A 13,902-nucleotide genomic window follows, 5' to 3' on the forward strand; every position below is an offset into this window, starting at 1 on the left:
GCTGGTTCCAGTCGCCCCTGGATCGTGGCGAGCCGCTGCTTCTTCCGAGGCGAGCCGTACCTCCTCGGTCGGCGGGGGAACGGGAGGCCGCGGCGTGGCCGGCAGCAGGAGGCGGGGCCTTTTGGCGGGACGAAGGATCTGCCCGTCGATCGTCAACGCGAGGAAGGCCATGGCCTCGATGAGCGCCGAGGCCGCGCGGTGCTCCTCAATGTCGACGTGGTGAGCGCCCGCCAGCGCTTCCAGACGCGGCATCGGAAAGTCCATGACCGACCAGACGTCGTCCGACGTGACATCCACGGCGTAACTGCAGCGTCCGTTCGGGATCGGTACTCATCGTGATGCTCCCCTGTCGGTCTCGCTCCGGCGGCCAAGTCGCCACCACTGACCGCGAGTTTCCTCCTGCGCCCCGTTTCCCGGATCGCTGACGGGGGTCACGAGCTACTTCAGGAGCCGGAAGTTGGGCTGCTGGGTCCCGGCCCTGAGTGATGCGGAAACCGCCTCCGCCGGCTCGACCACCGGCACCGGACCACTCATGCGCTGGAAGACTGCTCGCCATGGGTGCTGTTGATCATGATGTGCGGCAATCCGGGGATCGGATCGACCGCTGGCTGAGGAGCCATGTGCAGAAGGGCCCCGTCCGTCCGGCGGTGGGCAAAGAGCGCCTTGACGCGGTCGCGGCCGAGTTGGGCGTGGTGTTTCCCGCCGATCTGCGGGCGTGGTGGGCGTTGACCGATGTGAGTGCTGACTTCTGGATTCCCGGGGCGTTCGCTCCCGTGTCGCTCGAAGAGGCCCTGGAGACGCGGGAGACCTGGCTCCTCGTCGCGGAGCAGGAGGATGAGATCGAGGAGGCGGGCGAGCACGGGGGTGGGCACAGTGACGATCGGTTTCTGCCTGAGCTCATGCCCGTCGCACTCGGGACAGGTGGAGACGGACTCGTTGTCGACCTCCGGGACGGTGAAGCCCAGGGGGCCGTACATTTGTGGGATCACGAGCGATGGGGCCTCGGGGTGCCACTGTGGCGCTCGACAGGGGCGATGCTTCGGGACGTCGCCGTGGCGCTCGAAGCCGGGTCACCGGCGCTTCTTGAGCACGTCGCCCTGGGATGTACCGAAGCTCCGCTCGTCAGATGCTTCGACGAGTCCGGGGACCTGAACTGGGTTGCGCTCGGGGATGTTTGACCGCTCGGGACGTTCGGCCCCGGGGCGTCGGGGTCGCCGGCGCCGTCTGCGGCGGCGCTCGGTCGTCGCACGGAAGATCGACGCACGTGCCGGCTCTGCCGGCCGGCTCTCCGAGCGGTCTCGCACGGAGCAGTCAGGAGGTCACGGTGTTGGGGTGTGCTGGTCGCGCAGGGCCTGTTCCACCGCTTCCTGTACGCGGGCGTCCTCGCGGAGTTTGCGGTGGGCTCGGCGGCGGCGGGTCAGGTGGAGTGTCGTCAGCAGGAGGGCGATCAGGACTGCCGCCAGCAGCAACAGGGGCCAGGGGAGGGACCAGGCTCGGGTGGTGGCCTCTGTGGGTTTCAGGGAGGTCTTGGAGCCTGACGCGTCCGTCAGGATGGGGGTGAGCTTCACCGTTGCCTTCAGGCGGATCGCCGAGGCCACTCCGTGTACCGGGACCTTGACCTTCCAGGTTTCTCCTGGGAGCAGTTCCGGGGGTGCGGTTAGGTGGGCCGCCTCAGTCTTCAGCCAGTTGAAGGGGCCCGCTATCGCTACCGACTGGCGCGCCGACAGGATCGCGTTACCCGTGTTGTGGATCGTGTACGTGACCGTCGCGTCGCCCTTCGCGAACGGGTTCGCCGGGGTGGAGTGGTCCAGGTGGACGTTCTCGATGGCGAGTTGTGGCTTGAGTGTGCCGCCCACCCGCAGCTTGACCTTGATTCCCAGGCGCCGGTCCACGTTGATGCCCTCGGCGTCGTCCGGCTGCTTGAGGGATGTGAGGATGCCGCCCACGTAGTCGCCGGGCGGGGCGTTGGCGGGGATCTTCGCCGTGAAGGGGAGTTGGGCCGACTTGCCCGGCTTGATCGTGACGTTGGCCCGGGTCGCGTGGATCCAGGCGCCCACCCCTACCGACTTCTTGTCCCGTGTCAGCAGATCGAGTTGGCCCGTGTCCGTCGTGAAGCCGTCGGCCGTGTAGACCGCGAGGTCGAGGGAGGTCTTGCCGTGGTTGGCCACGACCATGGCGTCCTTGAGCTGGCCGCCCGGGTTGACGGCGTAGCTGAAGCTGGACCGGTCGTCGCCGTAGCTGTTCGCGGCCGTCCTGACCGTCCAGGTGACGTCACCGTCGGCCGCCGACGCCATGCCGGTGGGGAGGCCGACAGCGATGAAGAGCCCGGTGAGCAGGATCACGGCTGTGGTGCGGATACGGGTGGCGGTACGGAAGGGCGCGTGCATCGTGAGGTTCTCCTGGAACGGGAGGCGGGGCAGGCGCCGGACGGCGCCTGCCCCGCCCTGTCGAACGGGTCCGGTCAGCTGCTCAGTGCGATGTCAGCTGCTCAGCTGCTCAGCGCCGTGATCGTCAGCGTGGCCCGGTAGCCACCCTTCTGAACGCTGTCCGGGATCTTCAGGTCGAGGTCGGCGCCCAGTCGCGCCGAACCCCGCGGGTGCCCCTGCTCGGCCGAACCGAGGCCGCGCGCGATGGACAGACCCTTGCCGTGGTCGTCGTACCCGGAAGCCACCGGGTCACTGGCCTTGGCGCCCGCGCCGCCGTCGAGGATCATCGGCGACCAACCGAGGTTGGCACCCGAGAACGTCTTGTCGGCGTCCTTGAAGTCGCTCACACTCGCCGAGACCGACCAGGGAGCGAGCGAGCGGCGGCTGTCCGAGACGAGCAGCGGGTTGATCTTGCCGGCCGCCTCGAAGTGGTCGCCGTTCCGCTCCTGCGCGGTGCCGAGGTCCACCAGGCCGTTGTAACCGTCGATCGTCCAGCCGAACTCACCCGGAGCGACCTTCGGCACGTTGACCGCGAGCGACTGGCTGTCGCCGTGGTACGGGTGCACGCTGACCTTGTCGACCAGCGAACCGACGGGCTGGTCGGTCGTGGTGTTGTTGCACCAGGAGCCGCGCGAGACCGCCGAGTTCGGGGCCGCGCACGTGCCACTGCGGACGTTCTCGACCACGAGCTTGTCGTTGCGCACCTGCACCTTGACGTAGGTGCGGACGTGCTCCTGGTTCTGGACCGAGTTGTACCAGTAGCTGTCCGGGTTCAGCGGGTCGGCGCCGTTGCCGGCCCCGCTCGTACCGCTGCTGTCCGGCTTCGTGATGTCGTAGTACTTCGAGCCCGAGGACGAGTTGCCCGTGACGTACAGGACACCGCCCGGACCCGGGTACACGTCGGCGGCACCGGGCTTCTCGGCCGGGTCCGCCTTCTCACCGTTCTTGATCAGGTAGCTGCGGGAATAGCTGTGGTCGTGGCCCTGGAGCACCAGGTCCACACCGAGCTTGGAGAACGTGGTCGGGAAGTCGACACGCCGCGCCTTGTTGTCGCTGTCCTTGGCGTGGTCGGCCGGCGAGTAGATCGAGTGGTGGTACGTGAGCACCTTCCACTTCGCCTCGGAGCCGTGCTTGTTGATGACGTCGGTGACGTACGCGAGGTGCGCCGCGTCACCGCCGCCACCCTGCGAGGTGGCGTAGCTGTTGCTGTTGAGGTCGATGAACAGCACATCCTTGTAGATGTACCAGTAGTCACCGCCGGACGTGTTGGACGCCGGGTTCCCGTTGGAGTACAGCGGGGCCGAGCGGTCCGTGTTCGGCGTCGAGAAGTGCTGCTCGTACGCCTTGCCGCCGACGTCGTGGTTGCCGATGGTGGCCGCCCACGGGTACGAGCGCAGCTTGTCGGGTGCCAGGAAGGAGTTCCACTGGGACTCGTTGTTCGCGGTCTCGACCTGGTCACCGCCCGACACCAGGAGTTCGGCGTTCGGGTTGGCCGACGTGGCGACGTCCACCGTGTCCTGCCAGCCGGCCTGGTCCTGCGCCAGGTCGCCGGACGAGCCGATCTGCGGGTCGCCGAAGAACAGGAAGTCGTAGTCGCCTTCGAAGTCCTGCGTCTTGAAGGAGTACGCCGGGGACCAGTTGCCCTCGGTGCCGACACGGTACGTGTACGCCGTGTCCTCCTTCAGGCTGGTGATCGTCGCGTGCCGGTTGAAACCGCCGCTGGTGGCGATGTTCGCCGCGCCGGTGGCGTCGAAGGTGGCCGCACCGGCGGGGAATTCGCCGTTGACCAGGTCCGCGGTCGGGGCGACCTGGAGCTTCTGCGCGGTGTCGGCGGAGGAGTACCACGTCACGGTGCGCTGGGTCTCGTTCGCGCCCACACCGAGGATGATGCCGGAGAGCGTGGCCGGTTCGGCGGCGGAGGCAGGGGACGCCATCCCGCTGCCGAGGGCGACCGTCAAGCCCAGGACTGCCGCGGTGACCCCGGTGGCCACGCGGCGCCGCACAAGCCCGGGGGCCTGTGTCGAGGTGCTCAATTTCATCGGTTCTTCGTTCCTTTATGTGCACGGGGGGGTGCATGTAATGACGTTGTTAAGGTCTCTCCACAGAGTGAACCGGCCGAGAATGCGATGGTGGGATTGGCTGAACTTCGCCGCTCGTACGGGCAGTCCGCCCCGTACGCGCACTCCGTCCCGGGGTCATATCCCGAACAACCGCTCCACGCACCAGATCAGCCCCATCGCGGACACCCCCGCCGAAATCGCCCCGGTCACCCACAGCCCCGCCCTCGGCGCCCGGTGCCGCAGCAGTGTCAGCAGCGGGAAGACGAGGGCGATGATCGTCAGCTGTACGGTCTCGATGCCGACGTTGAACACCAGCAGCGACCACAACAGCGTCCACGACCACGCCTCGTCGATCCCCAGCGCGCCCGCGAACCCGAGCCCGTGCACCAGGCCGAAGCAGAACACCACCCCCAGGCGGGTCCAGCCCGCGCGGTCCAGGCTGAAGTGACCGCGCCCCTCCGTCTCCAGGTCCGCCGCATGGCCGCCCTGCCGCCAGATCCGCCAGAGGTACCACCCCGCGACCACCGCGATCGACAGCGCGATGACGGGCTCCACGACCCGCGCGGGCACGTCGACCAGGCCGAGCGCGGCGAGCAGGAACGTCACCGAGTGGGCCAGGGTGAAACTGGTCGCCGCGAGCACGATCTCCCGCAGCCGCCGCGACCCGGCGATGAGCGCCAGCAGGAAGAGGATGTGGTCGATACCGCTCAGCAGGTGTTCGGCGCCCAGGCGGAAGAACTCCCAGAACCGCTCGTACCACGCCTGCCCGGTCGAGAAGGACGGATGCTCGGCGTCGATCACCGCACTGCCCGACCGGCCGTCGAGGTCGTACGTGACGATCGTCTTCGTACCGGTGACGTACTTCTCGGAGTCGGGGAACAGCCCGCCGCGCACCTCGTGCGCGTCGCTCCGCTCCGGGCAGGTCCAGTCGAGCAGCAGATCGGTGTACGGCACGCCCTCGTGCCGGCTCATCGTGAAAGGGCCGACCGGGGCCGGCGCACAGGCCTGGCCGCCCGAGGTGACCGAGAAGCGCCGGGTGACGTACGCGACGGCCGCCTTCGTGTGGGCGTTGAGCGCCGCGCCCTGCCGGGCGGTGTCACCGGCGTCGAACGCGGCTGTTCCCGTACGGAAGAGGGCGTCGTCGTCCTCGAAGTCGGCGGTGGACACGACGAAGAGGTCGTATTCGAGCTTGAGCTTCGTCCGTATATGACCTTCGTCGCCCGCGGCGACGTCGACGTACACGGTCGACGAGAAGCCGTGGGCGGACGCCGATGGACCGGTGCCCAGGAAAACGATCAGCGCCGCGGTGATCCCGATGATGACGCGGCGCGCCCGTGGTGACATGTGACTCCTTCAGGTTGCGTGTGCACGCTGCATGTCGGGGATGAACACGAACCGGCCCGGCGGCGAACCGTGGAAAAACATGCGTGAGAACGACACCTGCGGAGGAAGCGGACGGGAAATCTGATAGGAGGATGTAGGCGCACCATCCGCCATCACTCGGAGGACGATCCCCTTGCGCCCCCACCTTCGGGCCCTCGCCGCGTCGGCCGCGACCGCCGCGACGGCCGTCCTGGCCGCCGGATGCGGCTTCGGCTTCGGCTCCAGCTCCGGCGACAGCTGGTCACAGCCGCACCCCGCGCCCACGGCCGTCGGCGCTCTCGGCCGGGAGTTCGCCGCCGCCTCGCCCGCCCCGGAGGCGACCGTCACGCCACGGCCCGGCTCGTGGAGCGACGTCCACCCGTCCGAGAACTACCGGGTGGTCCTGCTCACCACGGGGGACGACCGCCCGACCAAGGCCCTGGTGAAAGCGGTCGAGGACTGGGCCGGGGACGAGGACGTCGACCTCAGGACGGTGGTCGCCGACCGGCCGTCCGACTACATCCCCAGCATCACCGAGGCCATGGACATGGCCCCGGACCTGATCGTCAGCGCGGGCAACGACCTGGTGGACCCTCTCGCGATGGTCACCCCCAACCACCTGTCCCAGCCGTTCCTCGTCGTGGGCGCGGAGTTGGCCGAACCGACGGGCAATGTCACGGCGGTCGACTGGTCCGGCGCGTCGTTCCGCGGCGAGGGGCTCGGCGCGTCCTCGACGTACGACCCGGCGTCGTTCACGGCGGCGCGCTGCGCGGCGGCGATCAGGGCGGGGGTGGCGGCGGTGCTCAACGACCTGACGGGGATCGTGATCTGGCTGGACGAGCACTGAGGGCCGCCGTCCGGCGAAGGACCGTCAGTGCTCGGAGGGGTTACGGGACCCGAACACCCGAGGCTCCAGCAGGTCCAGCGCCTCCTCCCACCGGAAGGCGTCCTCGGCGCCGCTCTCCCCGGCCGGGTGAGGCGCGAGCGCGCTGATCAGCACCCCCATGGCACGGAGTTGACCGAGGCTCCGGCGGTACGCGGGGTGCGCGGCCAGGTCCGCGTTCAGGTACGGCAGCACGGCCGTGGGTACGCCCGTTCCGTACGCCTCGCACAACGTCCCCAGCGCCAGCGTGTCCGAGATGCCCGCCGCCCACTTGTTGACCGTGTTGAACGTGGCCGGCGCCACCGCGATGGCGTCCGGCGGCGGCAGCGGGCGCGGTTCCCCGGGACGCCTCCACGCCGAGCGCACCGGATAGCCGGTCCGCTCCACCACCGCGTCGGCGTCGATGAAGCCGAGCCCCTGGGGCGTCGCGATCACCCCCACCGCCCAGCCTCGCGCGTGCGCGGCGGTGATCAACGTACCCACACCGCCCGCGACGCCCGCCGCGCAGACGACGACGTACAGGAAGGGCTTCTCGGACCGGTCGGAGGAAACAGCCATCAACGCTCCAGAGTGGGGATCACGGCGGGCCCGAGCCGTTCAGCCAGAAGGCGCCGTACAGCGCGGCGACCGTCGTCATCACGGTCAGGGTGAGGTACGTGACCCAGGGGCGGGAGCGGGCCAGCACGACCGCCAGGGGCAGGAGGAGGGGGAACGCGGGGAGCAGGAGCCGGGGTTTGGAACCGAAGTAGCCCGCCGCTCCCACCGCCAGGACCGTGACCACCGCGCTGTGGACCAGGAGCGCGGGCGGCTGGAGCTGCCGTACGCCGATCCAGTGCGGCCACGCCGCCAGAAGCAGAAGAGCGGTCAGGAGTACGGCGGCGAGCGCGGCGGACGGGGTGCCGGTCATGCTCTCCGCCAGGAAGCGGGCGAACGCCAGGCCGCCGTCGAACCCGTTCCCCCACCCGGACTGCACGTCCAGGTAGCCGAAGACGGTCCCTTGTCGGGCGCCCACCCAGAGGATGTAGCCCACCGCGCCCAGCGGCGCGAGGGCGCAACCGGCGAGGATACGTACCGTCGGCCGCGCGGTGCGGGCGCCGAGCGCGGCCGTGACGATCAGCGCCGCGCTCACCGCGAGACCCACCGGCCGGGTCAGCCCCGCGAGGCACGCCAGGGAACCCGCCACGATCCAGCGCCCGGTGAGCACCGCGTACAGCGCCCACGCGGCGAGCGCGACGAACAAGGACTCGCTGTACGCCATGGACTGGACGATCCCGACGGGCAGAGCCGCCCACAGGCCGACCAGGACGACGCCCGTCCTGCGGCCGTAACAGTGCGCGGCGACCGCGAAGATGCCCCAGGCGGCGGCCACCGAGGCCAGGGCGCTGATCAGCAGGCCGGCGTCGGCGGGGCCGATGGACAGGACCGTGGAGAGCGCCTTCTCCAGCCAGGGGTAGAGGGGGAAGAAGGCCATGCTCGAAAGGTTCCGGCCGTCCGGCGCGCGCAGGGTGTAGCCGTATCCGAGGTCGGCGACCCGTACGTACCAGAGGGAGTCCCAGCGCCGCGCGAGCAGTTCGTGGGCGCTCCGGCCGGCGAGCTGGGACCAGACGACCAGGGTGACGAGGCAGAGGGCGCGGATCGCCACGAACAGCGCGAGGGCGGGGGCCGCCTGGCGGGTGGTGGGGCGGGCCGGGAGGAGCGGTGGGTCGCTGAGGTCGCTCGGCGGTCGGAGGGAGATCAGCGGCACGGCACTATTCTCCCGGGGCGCGAAGGCGGGTGGTGGGGCGGGGGTTCGGTGGTCGGGCGGGAGTTCGGGCGTGAGGCCGGGGCTCGGTGGTCGAGCCGGGGCTCGGTGGTCGGGCCGGAGGGCTTGGGCCGACTCAGACTAACCGCCGCCCGCGCCCGTACCCCGGCGTCAGAGCCGCGGCTCGTCCCACTCCGTGACGTCCACCAGGTCCCCCAGCGCGAGCTTGCCGGGCCGCAGCACCGCGTACTTGGTGCCGAACGCGACCCCGCCCACCGTCGCCCTGCGGTACAGCGCGAGCGTCCGCAGCGGCTCGGGCCCGACCCGTACGCCGGTCGGCTGGTCGACCAGGGTCACCGCGCACCGGATGGCGAGCTTGGTGAAGCCCAGTTCCGTATCGCCCAGGGTCAACCGGCGGAAACCGTCCTCGTGGTGCGGTACGGAGGCGTCGCCCGTCCCTGCCCCCGCCTCCGTCGCCCGGTCGTCGTCGATGACGATGTTCGGGCGGAAGCGGGACATGGGGAGCGCGGCTCCGCCGCCCTCCGTGATGCGCGCGTTGAGCCCGGTGAGCGACGCACGCGATATGAGGTGTACGGCTCCGCTGTCGGCGAAGCCGCAGGTGCCGGGGGTCAGCCCGTCGGTCGCCCTGGTGTGGTCGGGCGGTACGCGCACGAGCCGGCTGGGCGCGCCCAGGACGTGGGTGAGCCAGCGGGCGGCCGCCTCGCCCTGGTCGACGGCGCGGTAGGGCGTACCGAACATCTCGACGTCGACGGGCGGGGACGTACGGTCCACGTCGATGCGCAGGTCCTCGACGCCGCCTGCCCCCAGCGTCAGTTGACCACCGTCCGCGCCGATCCCCGGCCGTATCACCGCCAGTCGCGGATCCCGCCGCTGGCTGCGGAACACCCCGTCCCCGTCGACCACCATGAAACCGCGGTCATGGGCGAGGCCCGCCTCGGTCATCAGCGCCTCGGTCAGCTCCACACCGGCGCATCCCTTGACGGGATACGTAGTCAACTCCACGACTCGGGCCACCCGGCCAGGCTAGGGCATGTCCGCGAAGTGGCGTCTGGCTCGCGACGCCTGGCACGCCCTCCGGCCGAACGACGCCCCTTCGCGGACACGCCCTGGAGCCTGTGTGCGGTTCAGAGCTCGTCAGTTCAGAACCGCACCACCGCGCGGCTCACTTCTGCCGTACCACAGGCACCGACTCACAGCCGCGCAGCCGGGCGTCCCTGCGGGCCTGACCTGCCGACCTCCCGCTGCCCACCGCCCGGCCGTCGACCACCGCGAGCCAGTCGCCCTCGGACAGATCCGCCCGCAGCGCGTCCACGCCGGTCGGTTCGAGGGCCTGGAGCAGCGCCGGGTCGGGGTCCGTGGGGGTGTCCGCCGACGCCGGGCGCGGGGTTCCCGCGCGCCACTCGGCGGTGGTCCGCTCACCCTGCCTGGCGCGTGACCAGAACACGTGCTGGAGCACGATCAGCGGTCCCAGAGCCGTGAGGAGCGGGAACGCCCCCGTCAGCACTCCCAGGCCGAACAGCAGGCTGACGCCCGCCGACACCGCCACTCCGACTACGGCCGCGAGAAGGCCGGCGGCCCGCCCGAACGCCTTGAGCGCCACCAGCGGGAAGAGCACCAGGAGCAGCAGGTCGCCCAGTCCGAGGGCCACCGGTGGCCTGCCCTGGGTGACCGCCAGCAGCGGGGCGAACGGCAGTCCCATGACCTGGGCCGCGAACCGGTCCATGACGGAGGTGAGTCCGGTCGCCACCAGGTCGTAGCAGCAGAGCACCCCCGCGAACCACGCCGCGTGGACGGAGCGCATCCCGCTCTGCGCCCACATGTTGGCCACGCCCACCACGGCGACGGCGAGCAGGACGTCGGTCAGGGCCGTGACGGCGACCGGCAGGTCCGCGAACGCGCACACGGCGGTGGCGGCCACGGAGACCGCCGAGGCGAGCCAGGCGCGCCCGCCGCCGATGAGCGGCGCGAGGGTGAACTGGAGCGCCGCGCACAGGACCAGGCCGAAGACGACGGCCACCAGGGTCCGGGGCATGGCCAGATACGCCAGGGGAGCCGCCACCACGACGGCGGTCATCACGGCGACGTCGGGCAGTTCGTACCTGCCGACCGGGGGCCGGGGCATCCGTACGCGCGCGAAGTAGACGGCACCCGCCGCCGTGATCGCGGCGACCGCGCCGTTGAGGCCCACGAGGGCGGCGGCGGTACTCACGCGGGGCTCGCGACGCGTACGGCGGCGGGGCGGGGCGACTCGAAGGTGTGCTCGCGCAGATCGGCGCGGACCGGGCCGGTCGGCGGCAGCGTGGCCGGATCCTCGTGGAGCACGATGCCGTCGAGCGCGAGGCCCGCCGCCGTGGCCCGCTCCTCCAGCCTGCCGAGGAGGGCGGCGGCGGGCAGCCGGCGGACGAGGACATGGAGCACGGTGCCTCCAGGGCTGTCGGCCCCCGCGTGGTCGCCCCCCGGGCCGCCGGCCAGGGCGTAGCGCGCCGGCAGCGGGACATCCGGTTCGGACTCCAGCAGGTTCAGCACCGACCGGGTGGGTACGGCGATGCTCCGCGGACCCGACCAGCGTCCGAGTACGGGCGAGGTGGCGGGCAGGTGGGCCAGCTCGCAGGTGGGCTCCTTCTCAGGACGCCCGACCAGGTCACCGGTCGCGTACCGCAGCAGCAAGGTGCAGTCCCGGTACGGGACGTACGGCGTCTGCACGATGACGCCGACGGACCCCGGCGGCGTCGGCTCGTGGGTCACGGGGTCGAGGATCTCCAGGTGCCCGAACTCGGTGGTGTGGTGCAGATGTCCCTCGGTGCACGGCGTTCCGCCCGAGGGGATGCTCTCGGTCATCATGTACGCCGTGGTGATCCGGGCGCCCAGGGCGGCGGCGGCACGCTCCCGCAGGGGATCGGACAGCACCTCACCGCCGACGCCGATGGATTCCAGGCCGAAGTCCGACGCGTGCCAGCCGTTCCGCTCCGCTTCCTCGACGAGGGCGGAGAGGTACGACGCGGAGACCGTCAGATGTGTGATCTGGGGGGCCTTGCCCGGCAGGCCGAGCGGGGTGGCCAGCCGGTCGAGCGCCACGGCCGGGTCCACAGTGCCGATCTGGACGAAGGAGGCGCCGATACGGGTCACCGACTCCTCCACGTTGAGCAGCGGCAGGGTCGCCCGGGAGCAGCCCGCGTACGCCATGGTGTGGCGGGGCCGCAGGCCCAGGCCGAGCACGGCGGAGACGGTACTCATGGCGACCGAGATCTCCACCTCGTCCCGGGAGAACCAGACGGCGGTGGGGGTGCCGCTGGTCCCGGTGGTGAGCGCCATCAGCGCGGGGGTGGAGGCGGCGGAGACGAAGGCGGCCGGCAGACCGCGCAGGGCCTCTTTGGGCGTGACCGGTACGCGGTCCCAGGTCTCCGGGGTGAGCGTGCCCGGGTCGAGTCCCAGGACGTCGAACGTCCGCCGGTAGTGGGCGGTGTGCCGGGCGGCGGCCACCGCGGTGGCCCGCAGGCTGCGCTCCGTGACGGTCCGTCGTACGGCGGGGTCGACGGCTCCCGCCTGGCCGGGGAGCAGAGCCGAGTCCGCCCCCGGCTCGCCGAACTCGGCCAGGGTCGCGATCAGGTCGCGGGCTATGCGTTCGAGGTCCTGCGGGCGGATGCGGCGGTTGCGGAGGATCGCCATGCCGTACCGGAGCTGACTGAGGGCGGTGCCGAACAAGGGGCCTCCTGATGCCTGGACCGGGGTTTTTCCTCCCGGTCCAGGCCGGGGCCGAACGTCAGACCATGCTGGCGAACATGGCCGCGGTGAGCGTGCTGAACGCGTACTTGACGTAGTGCTTGACCATGATGGATCTCCCTTGTTCGGCGCCGCACGGGGACGGCTGGGCTCCTGGTGGTGCACTCCCGACCGGGGGCGGTCGTTCGATGAACGCGACCTTAGGGGAAGGCAGTTGACTGATCAACGGTTTCTTCCGACGAAGTGGATTCGCGGTCGGGCGTCGGGTGACACGTGTCGTACACGGCCGCGGGCCCCGGGGATCACTCCCCGGGGCCCGCGGGCCCTCCTGCTTCGCTTCGCCCTGGTCAGCGGCGCGGCGCCAGCACCTGACGCAGCACGTCGTGCACGTACGTGTTCGGGTGCTTGCCCGAGAAGCGGTCCGAGAGGGGGCCGCTCGCCGTCACCGGGACGTCCACGCTGGTGTGGCCCGACGTGGTCCAGTCGATGGTGAACGTACGGTCGCTGCCGCGAATGGTGAACGGCCCGTCCTCGGCCGAGATCGCGTCCCCGGACTCGTCGGTGGCGTCGTTCTCCTCGACCGCGAGACCGCCGGTCTCGTGGTCGCCCGTCACGACGAGCAGGGTGTCGGGGTGCGTCGCCACGTAGGCGCGGGCGACCGCGACGGCCTTCTCCAGCTGCTGCATCGACTGGAGGACGCGCGTGCCGTTGTTGGAGTGCGCGAACTCGTCGGTGCCCTCCTCCTCGACCACGAGGAAGAAGCCCTTCTTGTTCTTGTCCAGGCTGCCCAGCGCCTTGCTGGTCATGGTGCCGAGGTCCACGACCGGGCTGTAGACGTCGCCCTGGCCCTCGGGGTGCTGCTGGAACAGCTCCTCGTTGGCGAACAGGCCGAGGATCTTGCCGTTCTTGGCCTTGTCCAGTTCCTTCGCACTCGTGACGTACGAGTAGCCGGCCTTCTTGGCCTTCTGGATCAGGTTGCCCTTGGTGCCCTTGCTCGCCTCGGACGTGTCCTCGGCGGGCTTGTCCTTGAAGGCGCCCGGCGTACCGGCGGGCAGCCACCAGTCCTCGCCACCGCCGAGGATGACGTCGGGCTTGCTGACGTCGAGGTACTGGCGGGCGATCTCGTCCTGCTTGCCGCGGTCGGCGGTGTTCGAGAAGAACGCCGCCGGCGACGCGTCGGTGACCTGGGCGGTGGTGACCAGGCCGGTGGCCTTGCCGGCCGCCTTGGCCTGCTGGCCGAGGGTCGCCAGCGGGTTGCCGTCCACGTCGACGCTGATCGCGCCGTTGTACGTCTTCTCGCCCGTGGCCCACGCGGTCGCCGCTGCGGCGGAGTCCGTCACGACGGCCTTCGGGTCGTGCGGGGTGGTGGTGAGCTGGCCGGACGCGGTGAGGCGGTCCATGGCCAACTGGCCTTCCAGGCCGGCGAGGTGCAGGCGCCCCGCCTCGCGCATCGCGGCGCCCATGCCGTCACCGTTGATGAAGATGACGTTCTTCGCGGCGGGCGCCTTGGCCTTCGCCGCGGACTGCGGAGCAGCGGCCGACGCACCCAGCGTCGGGTTGAGCACCATCGTCGCGACGGCGGCGGTCACGGCCGCGGCGACGGGCGCGCCCCATCGCGTACCAAGCACGCGTGTGTTCACAGCAGCTCCTCATGAATTGCACAGCTATCAGTGAGGAAGCTAAGCGGAC

The 13,902-nt window shown here is 70.7% G+C and carries 11 protein-coding genes; 2 read left to right on the forward strand and 9 right to left on the reverse strand.

Annotated elements, in window-relative coordinates; all coding sequences use genetic code 11:
• Positions 1 to 554: 554 nt before the first annotated feature.
• Positions 555 to 1,178, forward strand: a complete 624-nt coding sequence (locus OG349_RS15065) for an SMI1/KNR4 family protein (RefSeq protein WP_327235088.1) — start codon at positions 555 to 557, stop codon at positions 1,176 to 1,178.
• A 141-nt stretch (positions 1,179 to 1,319) separates the two neighbouring features.
• Here OG349_RS15065 and OG349_RS15070 read toward each other — a convergent pair whose 3' ends face one another.
• The 3 genes from OG349_RS15070 to OG349_RS15080 form a co-directional block, all read right to left on the reverse strand.
• Positions 1,320 to 2,387, reverse strand: coding sequence for a WxL protein peptidoglycan domain-containing protein (locus OG349_RS15070; protein ID WP_327235089.1), 1,068 nt, complete (start codon positions 2,385 to 2,387; stop codon positions 1,320 to 1,322).
• Between the two features lie 101 nt (positions 2,388 to 2,488).
• Complete coding sequence (locus OG349_RS15075) at positions 2,489 to 4,465, reverse strand: metallophosphoesterase family protein (RefSeq protein ID WP_327235090.1); 1,977 nt, start codon at positions 4,463 to 4,465, stop codon at positions 2,489 to 2,491.
• A gap of 156 nt (positions 4,466 to 4,621) precedes the next feature.
• The gene (locus OG349_RS15080) at positions 4,622 to 5,830 is read right to left on the reverse strand and encodes a HupE/UreJ family protein (RefSeq protein WP_327235091.1); all 1,209 of its coding nucleotides are present in this window, start codon (positions 5,828 to 5,830) and stop codon (positions 4,622 to 4,624) included.
• A 172-nt stretch (positions 5,831 to 6,002) separates the two neighbouring features.
• On the opposite strand from OG349_RS15080, the gene OG349_RS15085 reads away from it, so the two are divergent.
• The gene (locus tag OG349_RS15085; RefSeq protein WP_327235092.1) at positions 6,003 to 6,695 is read left to right on the forward strand and encodes a hypothetical protein; all 693 of its coding nucleotides are present in this window, start codon (positions 6,003 to 6,005) and stop codon (positions 6,693 to 6,695) included.
• 24 nt (positions 6,696 to 6,719) lie between these two features.
• Here the strand turns inward: OG349_RS15085 and OG349_RS15090 are convergent, their stop codons facing one another.
• The 6 genes from OG349_RS15090 to OG349_RS15115 form a co-directional block, all read right to left on the reverse strand.
• The gene (locus OG349_RS15090; RefSeq protein WP_327235093.1) at positions 6,720 to 7,289 is read right to left on the reverse strand and encodes a flavoprotein; all 570 of its coding nucleotides are present in this window, start codon (positions 7,287 to 7,289) and stop codon (positions 6,720 to 6,722) included.
• 19 nt (positions 7,290 to 7,308) lie between these two features.
• Positions 7,309 to 8,475 carry a hypothetical protein gene (locus OG349_RS15095; protein WP_327235094.1) on the reverse strand — a complete coding sequence of 389 codons (1,167 nt, stop codon included), beginning with the start codon at positions 8,473 to 8,475 and terminating at the stop codon, positions 7,309 to 7,311.
• Between the two features lie 168 nt (positions 8,476 to 8,643).
• Positions 8,644 to 9,507, reverse strand: a complete 864-nt coding sequence (locus OG349_RS15100; protein WP_327235095.1) for an MOSC domain-containing protein — start codon at positions 9,505 to 9,507, stop codon at positions 8,644 to 8,646.
• A 148-nt stretch (positions 9,508 to 9,655) separates the two neighbouring features.
• A complete protein-coding gene (locus tag OG349_RS15105; RefSeq protein ID WP_327235096.1) occupies positions 9,656 to 10,702 on the reverse strand; it encodes a hypothetical protein in 1,047 nt (348 codons plus the stop codon).
• Entirely contained in the window at positions 10,699 to 12,195 is a 1,497-nt protein-coding gene (locus tag OG349_RS15110; protein WP_327235097.1) for a phenylacetate--CoA ligase family protein, read from the reverse strand. Before OG349_RS15110 ends, OG349_RS15105 begins: the two co-directional genes overlap by 4 nt.
• A 365-nt stretch (positions 12,196 to 12,560) precedes the next feature.
• The gene (locus tag OG349_RS15115) at positions 12,561 to 13,853 is read right to left on the reverse strand and encodes an alkaline phosphatase (protein WP_327235098.1); all 1,293 of its coding nucleotides are present in this window, start codon (positions 13,851 to 13,853) and stop codon (positions 12,561 to 12,563) included.
• Positions 13,854 to 13,902: the final 49 nt, after the last annotated feature.

This window comes from Streptomyces sp. NBC_01317 (assembly GCF_035961655.1).
Classification (GTDB): Bacteria; Actinomycetota; Actinomycetes; order Streptomycetales; family Streptomycetaceae; genus Streptomyces.

Coding starts and splice junctions, on each gene's coding strand:
- OG349_RS15070 (WP_327235089.1), bottom strand. CDS start 2,387: ATGCACGCGCCCTTCCGTACCGCCACCCGTATCCGCACCACAGCCGTG.
- OG349_RS15080 (WP_327235091.1), bottom strand. CDS start 5,830: ATGTCACCACGGGCGCGCCGCGTCATCATCGGGATCACCGCGGCGCTG.
- OG349_RS15065 (WP_327235088.1), top strand. CDS start 555: ATGGGTGCTGTTGATCATGATGTGCGGCAATCCGGGGATCGGATCGAC.
- OG349_RS15075 (WP_327235090.1), bottom strand. CDS start 4,465: ATGAAATTGAGCACCTCGACACAGGCCCCCGGGCTTGTGCGGCGCCGC.
- OG349_RS15090 (WP_327235093.1), bottom strand. CDS start 7,289: ATGGCTGTTTCCTCCGACCGGTCCGAGAAGCCCTTCCTGTACGTCGTC.